Origin of the sequence: Halalkalibacter wakoensis JCM 9140 (assembly GCF_000513095.1) — a bacterium.
Classification (GTDB): Bacteria; Bacillota; Bacilli; order Bacillales; family Bacillaceae_D; genus Halalkalibacter; species Halalkalibacter wakoensis.
Genome location: NZ_BAUT01000012.1, coordinates 16453 through 32932, shown reverse-complemented (window position 1 = coordinate 32932; position 16480 = coordinate 16453). Strand labels below are relative to the sequence as shown.

At 36.9% G+C, this 16480-nt stretch carries 14 protein-coding genes and 2 pseudogenes; 4 read left to right on the top strand and 12 right to left on the bottom strand.

The window, feature by feature from the left end; translation table 11 throughout:
* Nucleotides 1-91 precede the first annotated feature (91 nt).
* The 7 genes and pseudogenes from JCM9140_RS07185 to ltaE form a co-directional block, all read right to left on the bottom strand.
* Nucleotides 92-565, bottom strand: coding sequence for an SMI1/KNR4 family protein (locus JCM9140_RS07185; RefSeq protein ID WP_034744352.1), 474 nt, complete (start codon nt 563-565; stop codon nt 92-94).
* A 53-nt stretch (nt 566-618) separates the two neighbouring features.
* Nucleotides 619-1704 (bottom strand): FUSC family protein, encoded by a 1086-nt coding sequence (locus JCM9140_RS07180; protein ID WP_034744349.1) that lies wholly within the window; start codon nt 1702-1704, stop codon nt 619-621.
* Nucleotides 1705-1774: 70 nt separating this feature from the next.
* Complete coding sequence (locus JCM9140_RS07175) at nt 1775-2380, bottom strand: hypothetical protein (RefSeq protein WP_034744346.1); 606 nt, start codon at nt 2378-2380, stop codon at nt 1775-1777.
* Nucleotides 2381-2575: 195 nt separating this feature from the next.
* Nucleotides 2576-3019: a GNAT family N-acetyltransferase gene (locus tag JCM9140_RS07170; protein ID WP_034744343.1), complete on the bottom strand. Its 444-nt coding sequence runs from the start codon at nt 3017-3019 to the stop codon at nt 2576-2578.
* A gap of 21 nt (nt 3020-3040) precedes the next feature.
* Complete coding sequence (locus tag JCM9140_RS07165; protein WP_034744340.1) at nt 3041-3958, bottom strand: DMT family transporter; 918 nt, start codon at nt 3956-3958, stop codon at nt 3041-3043.
* Between the two features lie 83 nt (nt 3959-4041).
* Nucleotides 4042-4710 (bottom strand): SIMPL domain-containing protein, encoded by a 669-nt coding sequence (locus tag JCM9140_RS07160; RefSeq protein WP_052002128.1) that lies wholly within the window; start codon nt 4708-4710, stop codon nt 4042-4044.
* A gap of 167 nt (nt 4711-4877) precedes the next feature.
* A pseudogene (ltaE, locus tag JCM9140_RS07155) lies at nt 4878-5892 on the bottom strand (low-specificity L-threonine aldolase).
* Between the two features lie 158 nt (nt 5893-6050).
* On the opposite strand from ltaE, the gene JCM9140_RS07150 reads away from it, so the two are divergent.
* Both JCM9140_RS07150 and JCM9140_RS07145 read left to right on the top strand, forming a co-directional pair.
* A complete protein-coding gene (locus JCM9140_RS07150; RefSeq protein ID WP_034744337.1) occupies nt 6051-7190 on the top strand; it encodes an MBL fold metallo-hydrolase in 1140 nt (379 codons plus the stop codon).
* A 4-nt stretch (nt 7191-7194) separates the two neighbouring features.
* Nucleotides 7195-7470 carry a DUF3006 domain-containing protein gene (locus tag JCM9140_RS07145; RefSeq protein ID WP_034744334.1) on the top strand — a complete coding sequence of 92 codons (276 nt, stop codon included), beginning with the start codon at nt 7195-7197 and terminating at the stop codon, nt 7468-7470.
* On the opposite strand, the gene dsdA is transcribed toward JCM9140_RS07145, so the two are convergent.
* From dsdA to JCM9140_RS07130, 3 genes are all read right to left on the bottom strand, one after another.
* Complete coding sequence (gene dsdA, locus JCM9140_RS07140) at nt 7471-8820, bottom strand: D-serine ammonia-lyase (protein WP_034744332.1); 1350 nt, start codon at nt 8818-8820, stop codon at nt 7471-7473.
* Between the two features lie 45 nt (nt 8821-8865).
* A complete protein-coding gene (locus tag JCM9140_RS07135) occupies nt 8866-9768 on the bottom strand; it encodes a fumarylacetoacetate hydrolase family protein (protein ID WP_034744327.1) in 903 nt (300 codons plus the stop codon).
* 329 nt (nt 9769-10097) lie between these two features.
* Nucleotides 10098-10964: a LysR family transcriptional regulator gene (locus JCM9140_RS07130; RefSeq protein WP_034744324.1), complete on the bottom strand. Its 867-nt coding sequence runs from the start codon at nt 10962-10964 to the stop codon at nt 10098-10100.
* 127 nt (nt 10965-11091) lie between these two features.
* Between JCM9140_RS07130 and JCM9140_RS07125 the strand changes: the two genes are divergently transcribed.
* Both JCM9140_RS07125 and JCM9140_RS07120 read left to right on the top strand, forming a co-directional pair.
* Nucleotides 11092-12087 (top strand): DMT family transporter, encoded by a 996-nt coding sequence (locus JCM9140_RS07125; protein WP_081727606.1) that lies wholly within the window; start codon nt 11092-11094, stop codon nt 12085-12087.
* Between the two features lie 254 nt (nt 12088-12341).
* Nucleotides 12342-13294: pseudogene (locus tag JCM9140_RS07120) on the top strand (L-lactate dehydrogenase).
* Nucleotides 13295-13392: 98 nt separating this feature from the next.
* Here JCM9140_RS07120 and JCM9140_RS07115 read toward each other — a convergent pair.
* Both JCM9140_RS07115 and JCM9140_RS07110 read right to left on the bottom strand, forming a co-directional pair.
* The gene (locus JCM9140_RS07115; RefSeq protein ID WP_034744322.1) at nt 13393-14859 is read right to left on the bottom strand and encodes an alanine/glycine:cation symporter family protein; all 1467 of its coding nucleotides are present in this window, start codon (nt 14857-14859) and stop codon (nt 13393-13395) included.
* 238 nt (nt 14860-15097) lie between these two features.
* On the bottom strand, nt 15098-16399 hold the full coding sequence (locus JCM9140_RS07110; protein WP_034744319.1) for an MEDS domain-containing protein: 1302 nt from the start codon (nt 16397-16399) through the stop codon (nt 15098-15100).
* Between the last annotated feature and the right edge of the window lie 81 nt (nt 16400-16480).

The following is a 16480-nucleotide window of genomic DNA, read 5'->3' as shown; positions in this document are numbered from 1 at the left end:
TTTATCCATGCTTCATCAATCTTGTAACCCATTTTGAATGAGGCAATTGTTAAAAAACCATCTCATCCAAAATGGAAAAGATGGTTCATTATTATCCTTCTTTTTTAAATAATTGTTTTAGAAAATCATCAAACGTATTCGCTATTAGATGTTCATTCCAAACGCCACTAGCGGGGTCATCTTCAGACAAATAAAGAACAGAGGGTTCTTTTTTTCCATGCCTGTAATCAAGAGCAAGCCAAGAATGAAAATCCCCTGTTAACATAATAAGATCATTAGGTAACCCTAACTCTTCTATAAAAACAGATGATAGTCCAACTCCTGATTTCAGTTCAAGTTCATGGAAATAAGGGATAATCGCTGCATCTCCATCTTCAAACAATACGTAACGATAAAGTAGTTCTCCACCATTTTGCTGTTCCATTAATTGAATATATGTTGCTGGCAATTCTACGTTTAACAGACTTTCGATTTCTGTTCGTTTTTCCTCTGTTACTCTTTGACCAGGCTTATATTCTGATGGTGATTTCCAAAATTGACTCCCATCGTAAAATTGTAAGCTCATTATGTTCCTTCCTCCACACGACTAGGCTGTTGTTCTATGTTTATTATAGCACGTTAAGTATGATCAAGCGCTTCAGAAGGTCGATCCATTTGATACTCTTTTTCGTTATGATGTCTTGAATATCGTTCTAATTCTTCAAGTACATCATGGATGGATAGAATTACAAATAACAGTATGGTTTCTGGTGTGAAGTGATGGTAATATTTAGATTCCGTCACATGGACCCTTTCCTTTGAGTGCCAAAACTCCTGATCAAGTTTTCGAATTCGTTCGATATGATCAGCCGAGAGTTCCGCTGCTGAAGATTCTAAAAAGTGAACAGTCGAAGAAATCGTGTCGACTAACAACGCTATGTCACTCCTTGAAAACGGAGCTTCTCGAATTTGAACGGAGATGAGATGCCCTAAATGATAATGAATTTGCTGAAGCACATCTAACTTCTTCGTTTCATACACAAATGCACGCAATTGTTTCCACGTATGCCGATGATATTTCCATTCCTCTTTTTGAAAATGACACAATTGATATGATTTAGATAATTCACGTGTTATCCTTTGATATTCTTTTTGACACTCTTTTGAAACGGCTTTTTGTTCCATAATTAGCTCGGTTGTCCTTTTTTTCAAAAGTTTTGCCGTTTCTTTGTATAAGCGTTCATTTCTCTGTTTGATTTCAGTAGAAAAATTAGCTGGCAAAATAAACAAGTTTACAAGAGTCGAAATGACCAAACCAATAGTTGTCGTTCCAATTCTCTCCAAAAACGTTAGGAAATAATGATCATATGTAACTGAAATCATTGCTACAGCTGTTATGGTTGCAATGAGAGCGCCTTGTTCTAATTTGCATTTAATACAAATATAAATCGTTAGGAACGTCGCGAGTGTATACGTCAGCGGCGTTTGACCAAACCAATACGTGAATATCATAGCTAGTCCTGCACCGATTAAAGCTGCTGGAAATCGAATCATACCTTTTCGAATCGAATCAGATGCAGTCGGTTCAATCGTTGCAATAGCGATAATAACAGCAAACACAACCGGTAAATTCAACAAATGACAAATATTTGCTGTGAGGAAAACCGCAATCCCTGTTTTTACCATTCTAGCGCCAAATAGCTTAAACGCTTTTCTCTGTTTCATAGAAATCCCTACCTGCTAGTTATTCTATATCTAGCATATCCTATTTAATATAGGGTTTCTAGGACAAATCTTATTGATTCTGTTCGCTAGTCAAATAGGTGAGCAATTGATCTTGTTCCGATTTGTTTCCAAAAGCATGGGTAACATCCCATATTTTATCGACGTTTTGGTCGTTTATATTTGCATCCAAATCATGAAAAATACGATGTAAATACAGAAGCGATTTCGCATCACCTGAACTTGCTACCTCCATAAAGTCTTGCGCGTTTTTCATATCTGTCACGACTAAAGAATTAGTAAATCCGCTTTCGAGTAACCACTTAATGTCAGTTTGCAATTGCTGCCACTTATCATCACTATCTAGCGCGCTCAAATCAATGGTTTCAACATTTCCCCAACCGGCTAATTGATTTAGATAATCATGATGTTTGGCAATCAGCTCTTTCACCATTTGTTCTTGGTTTTCTTGATAAGCAACAGCCACTACCCGTTTTTCTTCTTCCTCCTTTATGACCTTCTCAACGTCAACCTCTTTTTCTTCCACTTCCACTACGTTCGATAACTTTTCTGGTTCCATTTCAGTTGTTGTCTGCTCATTCACATTTTGAAAAGCTATGAAATACACACTAACACCGGCTACAATTACACCTAGTATAGAAATTAGAATTCGATTCATTTGAAGTCATCTCCCTTTAACTTAGCAGTCTATGAAAAGACTACTATGAACATGACGGTGTAATCAAGCACATGACAAAACAAGAAGAAACCCGCTTTTATCTTGCATTTTTTACGTATCATTTTCGAGCATTTTTGCTACAAAAAAACAAAAAAAAGCATCACTTCCATTTGAAAGAGATGCTTCTATATTCGCTTAAGCCAATGGTAAAGAATACCTTACATATATATTATCTTTTTGATACCCATTTTTTTCATACAACGATTGAGCAATCTTATTATCAGGTCCAGTTTCAAGATGTATCGATTTCGCTCCTGTATCAAGCGCAAACTGTTTTACTTTGTCTAAAAGAAGTTGGGCTATTCCATTTTTACGGGCTTCTTGCAGGACATAAAGATCATTTAAAATCCACGTTCTGGTCATTGAAACGGATGAAAAGGTTGGATAGAGTTGAACAAAACCTACATATGTATCCTTTTCTTTTGCAACAAAAATGACAGATTCTGATTTTGTTAAACGTTCCGATAAATATCGTTCTGCTTCTTCCACATTAGATTGTTGTTCATAAAACACCCGGTATAAATGAAACAAGTGCGCTACACCTTTGACATCTTCCATCGTCGCTTTGTAAACCTTCATCTTATTCACTCCTTTTATCCATTAAGCCCCTTTAGAAAGTTCTTTTTTCTTCTTTACCTGTTCCATTCGCTTGGACAACATCCCAGATGTTAAGTAAACACCGATGAAAACAAATAAGCCACCTATAATCTGTTCAGCTAAAATCGTTTCGCCTAAAGCTAAGCTAATGAGAGCTGTGAACACAGGAATCAAATTTAAAAAAATCCCCGCTTGACTCGCTCCAATTTTCCGAACAGACATATTCCAAAAAACAAATGAACAGACAGAAGAAAATAGAAACATGTACAATATTCCGTAAATGGAAATAGAACTCACTGCCGATAGGTCAATTCCTTCCCATACAGCAAACGGTGCCAGCACAACCATAGCCAGTAACGTAGAAACAGCTGTTGCTGTTATAGGAGGTATCAATAGACGCTTTCCTATAATCGAATAAAAAGTCCAAACGATTACAGCACCAACCATGAGCAAATCTCCACGATTATAGTTCATTTCAAATATCCCTAGTATATTGCCTTGAGTGATGATGATTAACGCTCCGAAAAAAGATACAAACAATCCAATAACCTGAACTTTAGACAACGATTCTTTTAATAAGAAAACGGAAAACAAAACAATTAATCCTGGATTAACCGCACTAATTAAAGCCGCATTTGTTGGTGACGTATAGCCTAGGGCCGTGTACAAAATAATGTTGTAACCAATGATCCCTAAAAGCCCTAACAAAAGAAGAGTAGGCCAGACTTGTTTCACTTTTTTCCAATCTGGTTTTTCTACGAAAATAGCAATAGGCAATAAAATGAATAGAGCTAATACCCACCTCAAAAAAGTAATTGATACAGGTGTTAGTTCAGCTACAACGTATTTACCAAACACATAATTTCCTGCCCAAAATAACGTAGCTAAAACGAGCAGGACCCAAACCTTTGCTTGACTCACAATCCTTCCCCCAATATTTTTTCTAATCTGATAATAATACCAGTAATTGTCAGTGTTGACAATCCATCATTTTGGGTTCGTTATTAGGTTTGAATCGCATATTCTAGTTGGACCATTGCAGAAATCGTTAATTCTCCTCCTTGAATCGACGTTCCATTCGTGTGCGCAGATAAGACTGTGGGGTAAGAAGTTCGATTAGATATGGTTTTATCCATCTCAATGACTTGCATTGGAATTGGCTGTAAGGAAACTCCTAGCGCATTGCTCATGACTCTAGCCTTATCTTTAGCTTGTTCGATTGCTTGTACAAGTGCTCTTTGGTAATAAGTATCTAAATCACGTACTGAAAAATGAATGGAAGCAATCGAATTAGCCCCTGCTTGAACAACTGAATCAATTACCGTTCCAACTAGCTCTATTTGAGCAATTGTCACTTGTAATAGATGGACAACACGATAACCGCGAAAAACCTGCACCCCTTCAATAAAATCGTATTGAGGATCAACACGATAAGTGGATGTTTGAATAGCCTCTTGTCCTATTCCTAACGAAGTAATCGTTTGAACCACTCTTGCTATTGCAGTTGCGTTTTGCTGCTGCGTATCCTCTACAGATGCACCTTCTGTTATCACCCCTAATAAAATTTCAGCCTGGTCTGGAGCTGTCGTTACAACCCCTTCTCCCATTACTTTTAATCCAGTACTTAATGTTGCATTACGCGGCTGGTGTTGAATGAAAGATTCATTATACATATGATCCCCGCCTTCCGTTTTCTTTGTTATACCTATATATATAATTCTACTTTTAGTAACATACATAGTCTTTAATTTTTCGAAATTCAATTAGTAAAAAAGACACCAAAACATTGTAAATGGGTCTTTACCCGAACCCCACAACGTTTTTAGTGTCTTTTACTAAATTAAATCCCTTGCATAACGAATAACACTTTATCAATTTGTTCTTTCGTAACTTGATGATGAGTCGTTAGTCTTACGGTGGTCGGACCAAAAGAAACAGCCCGCACCCCCTTTTCTTTTAAGCGCTCGATGTAGACCTTTGATGACAGTCCTTTTTCTGACGTATCAACTAAAATGATATTGGTATCAACTTTATTTATAACCGAAAGACCTTCTATGTTTCTTATGCCATTAGCCAAACGCTTTGCATGAATATGATCATCCTCTAAACGCTCAACCATGTCGGTTAAGGCAATAATACCTGGAGCAGCGAGTACTCCGGCTTGACGCAACCCTCCGCCTAATCTTTTTCTCCATTTACGTGCTTTCTCTATGAACGATTCGCTCCCTGCAATAATTGATCCGACAGGGGCTCCTAGTCCTTTTGATAAACAAATTTGTACGGTGCTTGTATACTGTGTATAGTCTTTAACCAATTTCCGTTCTGCCACAGCTGCATTAAATAAACGGGCTCCATCTAAATGAACCGGAACTTGGTTTTCTTTTGCAACTTTATAAACTGCCTCCATATTCGAGACCGGCACAATCGCGCCACCTGCACGATTATGAGTATTTTCCAAACAAATTAATCCAGTCTCAGGTTCATGTATATCATTTCCACGTATAGCGGACTCGACCGTTAGAGTCCATCGCCCCATCTCTACTAGGAAGCGTACGTGTTTGAACACCAGCAAAAGCAGAAATGGCTCCACCTTCATAGTAAAAAATATGAGAATTTTCTTCTAACAACACTTCATTCCCTCTTACACAATGAGTCAATACAGCTATTTGATTCCCCTGTGTTCCACTTGTAACAAAAAGAGCTTTTTCTTTTCCAAGTATATCAGCAGCCAATTCTTCTAACTTGTTAACAGTTGAATCTTCTTTATACACATCGTCGCCAACTTCTGCTTCATACATCGCCTTTCTCATAGCCTCTATTGGTTTGGTTACCGTATCACTTCGTAAATCAATCATCTTTTTCTCCTCATTTACCTTTTTCTATGACTTTATTACATATGGTTTAAAGACAAATTTCAAACGAACTTTCTCCATTTTAACATGAAACATGCAGGACTATGGAATCTTCGTTATAATTAACCGAGATGATTGATCAGTCACCATTGGAGGTATGTATGCGTAACACATTTTCTATTATTTTCTATCTAATTATATTTCTATTTTTAAGTGGGTGTGGAACCTCTTCTTCGACAGATACAGAAGGTACCACTCTTGAAGCAATTAAACATCCAAGCGAGTTGCTTGTTCATTATATAAATGTTGGTCAAGCTGATGCAACATTACTTGAGTTTTACGAGAATGAACAATCTTACTACATCCTAATTGACGCTGGTAATTGGAATGATAGCGATGTTGTTACCTACTTAAAAGAACATGAAGTTACACATCTAGATATCATAATCGGGACACATCCCCACGCCGATCATATCGGTCAGTTAGACCAACTTTTAGCTCAATTTGATGTGACAGAAGTATGGATGTCGGGGGATGAAGCAAATTCGCAAACATTCGAAAGAGTTTTAGAATCTATTATTGAAAGTGGCGTAGATTATCATGAACCACGTGCTAATGAAGTTTATGAGATCGGACCACTGGTGATAGAAATCATCAATCCTATTAAGCTCACAGGTGACGTTCATGAAGGTTCCATTTCTTTACGTGCTTTATTTGGAGATGTATCCTTTCTTTTTACAGGAGATGCAGAAGAACAAACAGAACAAGCGATGATTGACCGTGGTCATGAACTAGATGCAACAGTTTTACAGCTTGGACACCATGGATCTAATACATCGACTATTCCTGCTTTTTTGCAAAAAGTGAACCCTGAAGTTGCTGTTATTTCTGCAGGCAAGGATAATCAATATGGGCATCCTCACGAAGAAGTAGTAACAAGAGTTCAAGAGGCGAATATTGACTTATTTGTAACATACGTTCATGGAACGATAATCGTTTCGACAGATGGAAAAACATATTCCATAACCACAAGCGAAACAGATTACCCCTTTGTTGCTAACGAGCAAAACAGGCAATCGGCAGCTTCCAAAGAAGAAAGCCCTCGACTCTCTTGTATTGATATTAACAGGGCTGATCTTGAAGAACTAGAAGCCATCGTTCATATCGGTTCAGAACGGGCAGCGACAATACTAGATTTACGCCCATTCGAAACGATAGACGATTTAGAAAAGATTAAAGGAATCGGACCAGGAAGATTAGCTGACATTTTAGAAGAAAATATCGCTTGTATTGGAGGATAATGAAATGGTAAAAGGCGTAATGGACCGCATTGTCGATCAAAAAAAGGCTGTAATATTAGTAGAAAGTCTCAAGAAAGAAATAGTTATTGATCAGTCAAAACTTCCTTCTGGCAGTAAAGTGGGCACTTGGTTTCAATTAGAAATCAAAGATGAAGTTGTCCAAACTATTGAAATTGATGAAGCAGAAACCAAATCAAGACGAAGAGGAATCGCCGATAAGCTTCAACAAGTAAAAGCAAGCCAAAAACAAAGCCGATTTCAAAGACGAAAAGGTGAATAATCACCTTTTCGTCTTTTTTGCGTTGAGTAAGTTTCCTTTCTCAATCAGTTGGTTCACGATCTCCGTTGGAACAAGACTCCCACCCGTTCCCCAAACAAGATGCGAAATAGCATTACGTTTGTTCTGCAAACCATGTTTTGCTAGATAGTCCGATTGCTCAACTAAGATCGGACCGTTCATACCAGCTAGCGCAGATGGTTCTAAGAATTTGTTCTCTGTTTGATAAAGCATTGAAAGCTTGCGGAACAACTCGTCGTCTTCTACCGTAAAGACCCCGCTTAACAATGGCTCCATTCGTTTCCCTACAAAAGCAGACGGTCTTCCTACAGCTAAACCATCAGCTTCTGTTTTGTTATCAATCCCAAAATCTTGTACAGAAACATCACTATGTTTTCTTGTCATAACACCTACTAGCATGGAAGGAGAATGTGTTGGTTCCGCAAAAAAGCAATGTACAGCTTTCCCAAACACATGCTTCAATCCAAATGTAACTCCACCCGGACCACCTCCTACACCACAAGGAAGATAAACAAATAAAGGATGGTCGTCGTCGATATGAATGTCCATTTGAGCAAGTTCCTCTTTTACCTGAAGAGCTGCAACAGAATAACCAGCAAAAAGTGAGACAGAATTTTCATCGTCTATAAAGTAACAATTTGTCTCAGATTGACATCGAATTCTCCCACTTTCCAAAGCTTTGCTAAAATCAGTATTATACTCTTTTACGACCGCCCCTTCGTTTCGCAACAACTCTTTTTTCCAGTATTTCGCATCTGCAGACATATGAACAGAAACATTGAACCCAAATTTCCTACTTAATATCCCAATACTTAAACCTAAATTTCCAGTTGATCCAACAGCAATAGAATATTGTGAAAAAAGAGAGCGCGCATCCTCAGTTAGCAACTTTGAATAATCGTCCTTTTCATCTCGCAATAAGCCGTGCTTAAATGCTAACTCTTCAGCAATTTTACATACTTCATGAAAACCGCCTCGAGCTTTAATCGAACCGGCGACCGGCAACTGGTCATCTCTTTTTAATAATAATTTGCCAAGTAATCGTTGCCCGCTCTCCTCTTCTAATGCCTTTTGCATATAAGGAAGCATAACTAGAGGTGACTCCACTTTGCCATCTAACTTTTCATATTCTGTGTAAGCAGCTGAAAAAAAGGCGCGAAAACGCTCAAATCTTCGTGCAGCATCCTCAATCATATTGATCCCATTGTTAGCGACTTTCAAGCTAGCTTGAAAGTCTAGCAAAGGGTTCTGCCAGAACACAGGTTCCTTACGTATTAATGTTTCTAGCAACGGGTGTTGTTTGATTAACTCTTGCTTTTCTTTCTGATTCACGTGATCTTACCCCCTTTTTATTAGATTGATGTTAAGAACTTTTCGTCATCCCTCATTCACTTTATTCTGTAACGTTCCTATTTGATCAATTTCAATTGAGCACACATCACCTTTCTGCAAAAACACAGCAGGGTTTCTAAATACACCAACGCCATGTGGTGTACCTGTTGCAACAATGTCACCAGGTTCAAATGTAAATCCTTTTGACAAATAGGCAATAATATATGGAATGGAAAAAATCATTTGTTTCGTATTTGAATCTTGATAAACTGTGTCATTTACCGTCAACTTAATATCCAAATTTTGTGGGTCAGTAATTTCATCTTTGCTTACTAATACAGGGCCCAAAGGTGCAAATGTATCAAATGATTTTCCTCTCACCCATTGACCGTCGCCAAATTGAACATCTCTAGCACTAACATCATTCATGATTGTATAACCAAATATGTAGTCTACTGCCTCTTCTTCAGAAATATGTTTGCCCTTTTTTCCAATCACAACCGCTAACTCTGCTTCAAAATCTACTTGTTTAGACTCTTCCGGTAATTCGATTTCTTCTCCATTTGCAATCAAACAAGATGGCCATTTTGAGAAGATAAGTGGTTGTTTAGGAGGTTCAACATTTTGTTCAATGCAGTGATCCATATAATTATTTCCAACACAAACGACTTTTCCAGGGTTTTCAATTGGAGCTCTCCATTTAACATCGTCCAAATGAGTGGAAACAACCGACTGCACTTTTTTATTTGTTACATAATACTCCTTTAGCTGATTGATATATGCTAAAGCCTCTTCGCCTGCTTCAATGATCGTTTTCATATTTTCTAAATAAGATGGTATTTCCTCTTCTTCATAATGCTTAGCAAGTGCTTGTATGTGTACGGCTTGATCGTTTATTTTTAATCCTACAACGGATTTGTTCTCCAATTCGTATGTAATAAAGTGCATGTTTGTCATCCTCCAAAATGGATAGTAGTAAAATATAGTACATTCGTTTGTTCTTTCATTACTTCCGCTCTTACTTATTCATTTTTTCTTTCTTTACATATGATGTATTAACCTCCAAACGAGGTACCTTAGATCAGCTAACAGTTGGTGTGACCTTTTCACTCACCTAGACAAGCATCACGCTGATTCATTTCCCTCTCCTTTCTACAAGAGAGCGTCCTTTGCGGCGCTCTTTCGTATGTTCTTCTTTTATAAACATAACTAACGCTTGACTATATTATATGAAAGCTTTGTTTTATTTACAATTTTAAATTTTCTAAACAATCACGCTACGTTTGGTCTACCCATGTTTTCACACAATCAATAAACCTTTTGGTTGCGGGTGCCATTTGTACAGACGTTGCAATCCCAATTAAGCGAAAGCTTTCTTTCTCTAACCCTAATAGGCGTAGCCCTTCAGGTTTGCTAGGTAAAACAAGTTCTGGCAGGACACTTATTCCCAATTGGTTTTGAACCATTGATACGATGGCATGGTCGTCGGCCAGTTCATACGTGATCGATGGTTGAACCTGATATTCATCAAAAATTCGCCGTACATCATTGTTACCTCCAACCTTTTGCATTATAAAAGGTTCTTGTTCAATTTGTTTGAACATGATTCTCTCTTGATGGGCATAAGGATGATTCTCTGGTACGATACATAACATCCTGTCTGTTTTCAAAGGAACAATATGAAAGGCATCATTCGATGGCAGTGTGACAAAGCCACAATCTATTTTTCCATTTGCTAGCCACGATTCAATTTCGTGATAATTCCCTTCAAACAGCTTTAACCTAATAGAAGGAAAGCTTTGTTGAAATTGTTTAATAATATCAGGCAACCAATTCGTTGAGACACTTGTAAATGTACCAATTCTAACTGTTCCCACTTCCAACCCATGAATCGATGCAATTTCTTGTTGAAGTTGTTCATTCATTTGCAAAATTTCTCTCATATAACGTAGCGTTCGTTCTCCTTCATTTGTTAACGTTATCCCTCCACGATTTCGGATTAACAGAGGAAAACCAAATTCCTTTTCCAAATTCGAGATGGCATGACTTACAGCTGACTGAGTTAAATTTAAGGCATCACCAGCACGTGTCAACCCTCCAAGTTCTACTACTTTAGTAAATATTTCGAATCTAGTAATCGTCACTTTCTTCTCTCCTTGCTTTAACATGAAAAAAATTCATGCAGATGATCAAAAACATTCATTTCCCTTATCTTAACACACCATATATACTCATTTTTAGTAAAACATCTAGAAAGGAAAGGGAAATAAAATGAATGCAAAACTATTTTTCACAAGTCCAATCGGCATTCTTCTTACCGCTTGTTTTGTTTGTTTTTTATGGGGAAGTTCTTTTCCTTTAATAAAAATAGCTTATGAGGTGTTCATGATTGAAGACACTGACACGTATACTCAAATCCTATTTGCTGGTTATCGCTTTTTTCTCGCATCGTTGTTGCTTTTCTTATTTCTCTATTTAAAACAACGACATATTCGCTACTTACAAGGATCACTACCTGCTATTATCCAAATTGGTTTTTTTCAGACAGCCTTGCAATATTTAATGCTTCATGTCGGGGTTAGTATGACTAGCGGTATTGAAAGTTCAATTCTTACTGGTTCAACGACTTTCTTTTCGATTGTAATTGCCCATTTCATGTATGTAAACGATCGTCTAAATTGGCAAAAAACGATTGGATTACTATTTGGCTTTATCGGTGTCGTTCTTGCTACAGGCAATGGAAGTCTTGGATTTTCGTTTGGCTTCGGAGCCATTGCCTTACTAATAGCAGCGATGTCTAATGCAATGGGAGGTATTTTAGCAAAAAACAAAGCCAAAAAGCTACATCCGCTTTACTTAACAACCTATCAAATGTTATTAGGTTCCCTTTTTCTTCTTACTGTAGGTAGTGTCGGGTCAGGGTTTGTTCCACTTACTATAACAAAACAATCATTAGGCTTACTTCTTTATTTGGCTTTTGTTTCAGCGGCTGGATTTTTCTTATGGAATACACTCATGAAATACAATAATGTAGGCAAAATTTCCATGTATTACTTCCTTATCCCTGTATTTGGTGTCATTCAATCCGCGTGGTATTTAGGAGAAACACTAAATCCAATCGTCTTTCTTTCATTACTATTTGTAATTATTGGTATTTTAGTTGTCAACAAACCAGAGAACCGAGCTTGGACTCCTGTCTTTGTAATAAGGCATTGGAAAGAAAAGTTTACTAGAAAAGTAAGTACAGAAAAAAGTTATGTTAAATAGTTAGAATAGAAAAGCAAGGATGGCGGTTTCCCTCCATCCTTGCTTCTCTTATTTACTCGATTAAAACACGTCCATAAATAATACATTTTAATTTTTGTGGTTTAACTAACTTTAAACAAGCACCTTACCATGTGAAAAAGTTCACATATTTTTCACGAGTGTATGTGAAATCATTCACATGAAAGTGTTATACTTTACATGTAGAAAAAAATGACAAAAGAGTTCTTGGGCTATTTAAGAAGGAGGTTTTTTAAATGAACGGAAAAGTAAATCGCGTCGTTCTTATCGGAACAGGAGCAGTAGGTTGCAGCTATGCCTACTCATTAATAAATCAAGGCGTTACCGAAGAATTAGTCCTTATAGATGTAAATGAATTACGTTCTGAAGGGGAAGCCATGGACCTTAATCACGGTCTTCCTTTCGCTCCTACAGCTATGAAAGTGTGGAACGGAACTTACGCTGATTGTGAACAAGCAGACTTAATCGTTATTACCGCTGGTTTAGCTCAAAAACCTGGTGAAACGAGATTAGATTTGGTTGCTAAAAATACGAAGGTCTTCAAGCAAATTGTCGGTAACATTATGAAAAGTGGCTTTGATGGAATCTTCTTAGTCGCAACAAATCCGGTCGATCTTATGACATATGTAACGTGGAAAGAATCTGGCTTACCAAAAGAGAGAGTAATTGGTTCTGGTACGACTTTGGATTCAGCTAGGTTACGTTATATGTTAGGAGATTATTTTGAGATTGATCCACGGAATATACACGCTTACATTATCGGAGAACATGGAGATACAGAATTACCTGTATGGAGTCATGCAACAATTGGTATTGATAAACTTCAAACCTTTATAGAAAAAAATAAAAATTATAAAACGGAAGCTCTGAATGAAATTTTTGAAAATGTACGGGATGCCGCTTACCATATCATTGATCGCAAAGGAGCAACTTATTATGGAATAGGCATGTCATTGGTACGGATCACAAAAGCAATATTACAAAATGAAAACAGTATCCTTCCAATATCAGCTTACCTAAATGGGGAGTATGGTCATTCTGATATTTACATTGGCGTACCAGCATTATTAATCGTAATGGAATACGAAGCATTATAGAAATTGAACTAAACACACTAGAAAAGGCTCAATTCGATCGCTCCGTTAAGGTCCTCAGAGATTCTATGAACCCAATTCTAGAAAGTAGATAATAAATGAGCTTGCTATGAATTCACTATCATAGCAAGCTTTTAAACATTTAAGCTAAAAAATCGAAACTTTCTATTTCACCTGTTCCATAATGTTTTAATTACCCGGAAAGCTTATCATTATTTTTTTGATCCTCTTCGTATTCATGCTCCCAATAATCAGCATTTTGGATGTTTAATTTCTTTGGATCGAATACAGGGTCTTTTCCTTCTTTTTTCTGTTGCTCATAATCTTTTAACACTCTTAAAGCAGGCTTCGCAAGAATTAAAATGGCGATCAAGTTTAGCCAAACCATCAAACCTAAACCTACATCTCCTAGAGCCCAAGCTAAATCAGCTTCTCTAATTGCACCAAAGAAAACAGCTGCAAGAAGAATGACTTTTAATAAGAACATTCCGTACTTTTTATATTTGCCACGTATTAAATACGCAACATTTGTTTCCGCCATATAGTAGTACGCCATAATCGTTGTAAAAGCAAAGAAGAATAAAGCAATTGCCACAAAAGAAGCTCCAAATCCAGGAAGTACGGATTCAATAGCAGCTTGTGTATACCCCGCACCAGCAGGAATTTCACTAATGTTGTTAACGATGTATCCGCCCTCTGGACTTTCTACATTGTACATGCCAGTAAAGAGAATCATAAATGCTGTAGCAGAACAAACTAAAAGTGTATCAATATAGACAGAGAATGACTGCACTAATCCTTGTTTAGCAGGATGCGAAACTTCAGCAGCTGCTGCGGCGTGAGGACCCGTTCCTTGTCCAGCTTCGTTTGAGTAAATCCCACGTTTTACCCCCCACGAAATAGCAAGGCCGATAATACCACCAAACGCTGCGTCAGCACCGAAAGCACTACTCAAAATTAAACCAATTACTGCTGGTAGCTCTGTAATATTAACCAAAACAATGATAAGTGATAGCAAAATATAGGCTACTGCCATAAATGGAACAACGTATTGAGCCACATTCGCAATACGTTTAACACCACCAAAAATGATAATACCAATAATAAAAATTAAAATAATACCTGTAACATAAGTACTAACAGAAAAAGCATTTTCTACAGCAACTGCAATGGAATTAGACTGAATCCCAGGCATCAGTAAACTCATTGCAAGTAATGTTGCAATAGCAAAAACAACGGCATACCACTTCAAACCGATCCCTTTTTCAATATAATAAGCAGGACCACCTCGATACTGTCCATCTTGCTTTTGTTTGTAAATTTGCGCTAGAGTTGATTCAATAAAAGCACTTGACGCACCAATAAAAGCAATCATCCACATCCAAAAAACAGCACCTGGTCCTCCAAATGCAATTGCCGTCGCAGTACCAGCTATATTACCAGTACCAACTCGCCCGGAAAGTGCGATCGCTAACGCCTGAAATGACGAAATCCCTGCCGATGAACTTTTCCCACGAAAAGTTAACTGGACCATGTCTTTCATTCGCCTAACTTGCAGAAAGCGCGTGAGAATGGAAAACAATAATCCAACGCCAAGACAGAAGATAATCATCGGTGTACTCCATAGAACTCCATTTAACCAATTAATCACATCACTCACAGAAACTCCCCCTTACATGTCAGATTTTTTTACATTTTCTTACTAATTTGAATTATAGGTGATCTATTGTCATATAACAATATAAAATTTAGAAATGATTGTTATTCGGAAGAGTACGTAGAAAAAGCACCTCGAGTTTTATTAATCGAGATGCTGGAATTCAATAATTCATTGAAAACTCACTTCACTTGAAACAATTTAAGTGACTATCTATCTATTTTGTCATCAAAAAGATCCTTTATGCCGGAAAAGATAGCTTCACTTCTGTACCTTTTCCTTGTTCACTTGAAATATCAATATCTCCTTTAAAATGCTTTACAATTTGATACACCATAAACAAACCAATTCCCTGACCTGCTATTTCTTGATTGATTTTTTGATATTTTTGATATAGCCTTTCTAAGTTTTCCGGTGTCATTCCAACCCCATGGTCGACAATATGTATATGTATACGCTGATCCTTGATATAACTATCAATAGTAACTGCTCCACCTTCATGGCTATATTTAATAGCATTGCTCAGTAAATTGGAAATGATCAATTTAATCCCCATTAAGTTTCCATTCATAATTGTATTGGATGGTATTTCTAAATTTGAATGGAGAATGATATTTTGCGTTCTCGCTTTAACCGACATGACTTCTACTACTTCTTGTATCGCGGGCAATGCTTTAATTAATTTAGTTTTCCAGAATGTATCAACCGTTAACATTTGTTCCGTTTGAATAATATGATGAATTTCGTGATCAATAGCGACTGAATAATCTTCTATTAAACTTAATTTCGCTTGGATATCACGATCTGGCAACTCCGATTTTAATATAGATGCAAATGACTTGATAACAGTCAAAGGGTTACGTACTTCGTGTGCAATAACATGAATAAAATCTAGTTTTTGTCGGTAGAAATCAAGTTCTGTTTCAATTTTCTTTTGTGTTGCCAGTGATGGGAAAACGGTGTGATCTTTATGATTGTATAATGATGATTTCACTAAGTCTTTATCCGTCATTAAATAGGGATGACTTCTCATCATTTCTGTTTGAATAGAAGCCGGCACTTCATTTCCATCGTATACACACACGGTCATGTATCCAATTTCACTGACCGTTAAATCACACTCACATTCATACCTATGCATGTCTTCTTTATCATATAGTAGATCGTTCCATGCTACCTTACCCCAAACTCGAACCGAAAGTTCTTTATCTACGAAAGGCTGAACAGTTTCTTTAAAACTCTCTAAAGCTCGCTCAAATTTAAAGTCACCATAAGTTTGATAAAAGTCTATATTGTTTTTATAATGCAAAATCTCTGAAATTCCTTCATTTTCATATGTATCTCCCAGTTTTTCTAACAACATCTCATATACTTCAAGGCTTTCTATAATGATTGCATGTTGATTCATCATTTTAGCTGAGAAAATAAACGATAAAAGATTTTCTACATATTGCTCTTTCGAATCATAAAAATAAAGGATATGCGAACCGTCATTTATTTGAATCTTCTCTGTAAGAGAGATCGCTCTAGTTTGTACTGCCATGATTAACCACCTTTCAATGTGAACCCCTATTATACATCATAATTTAAATACAATATTAAAGAATGTGAATTAATTTTACAA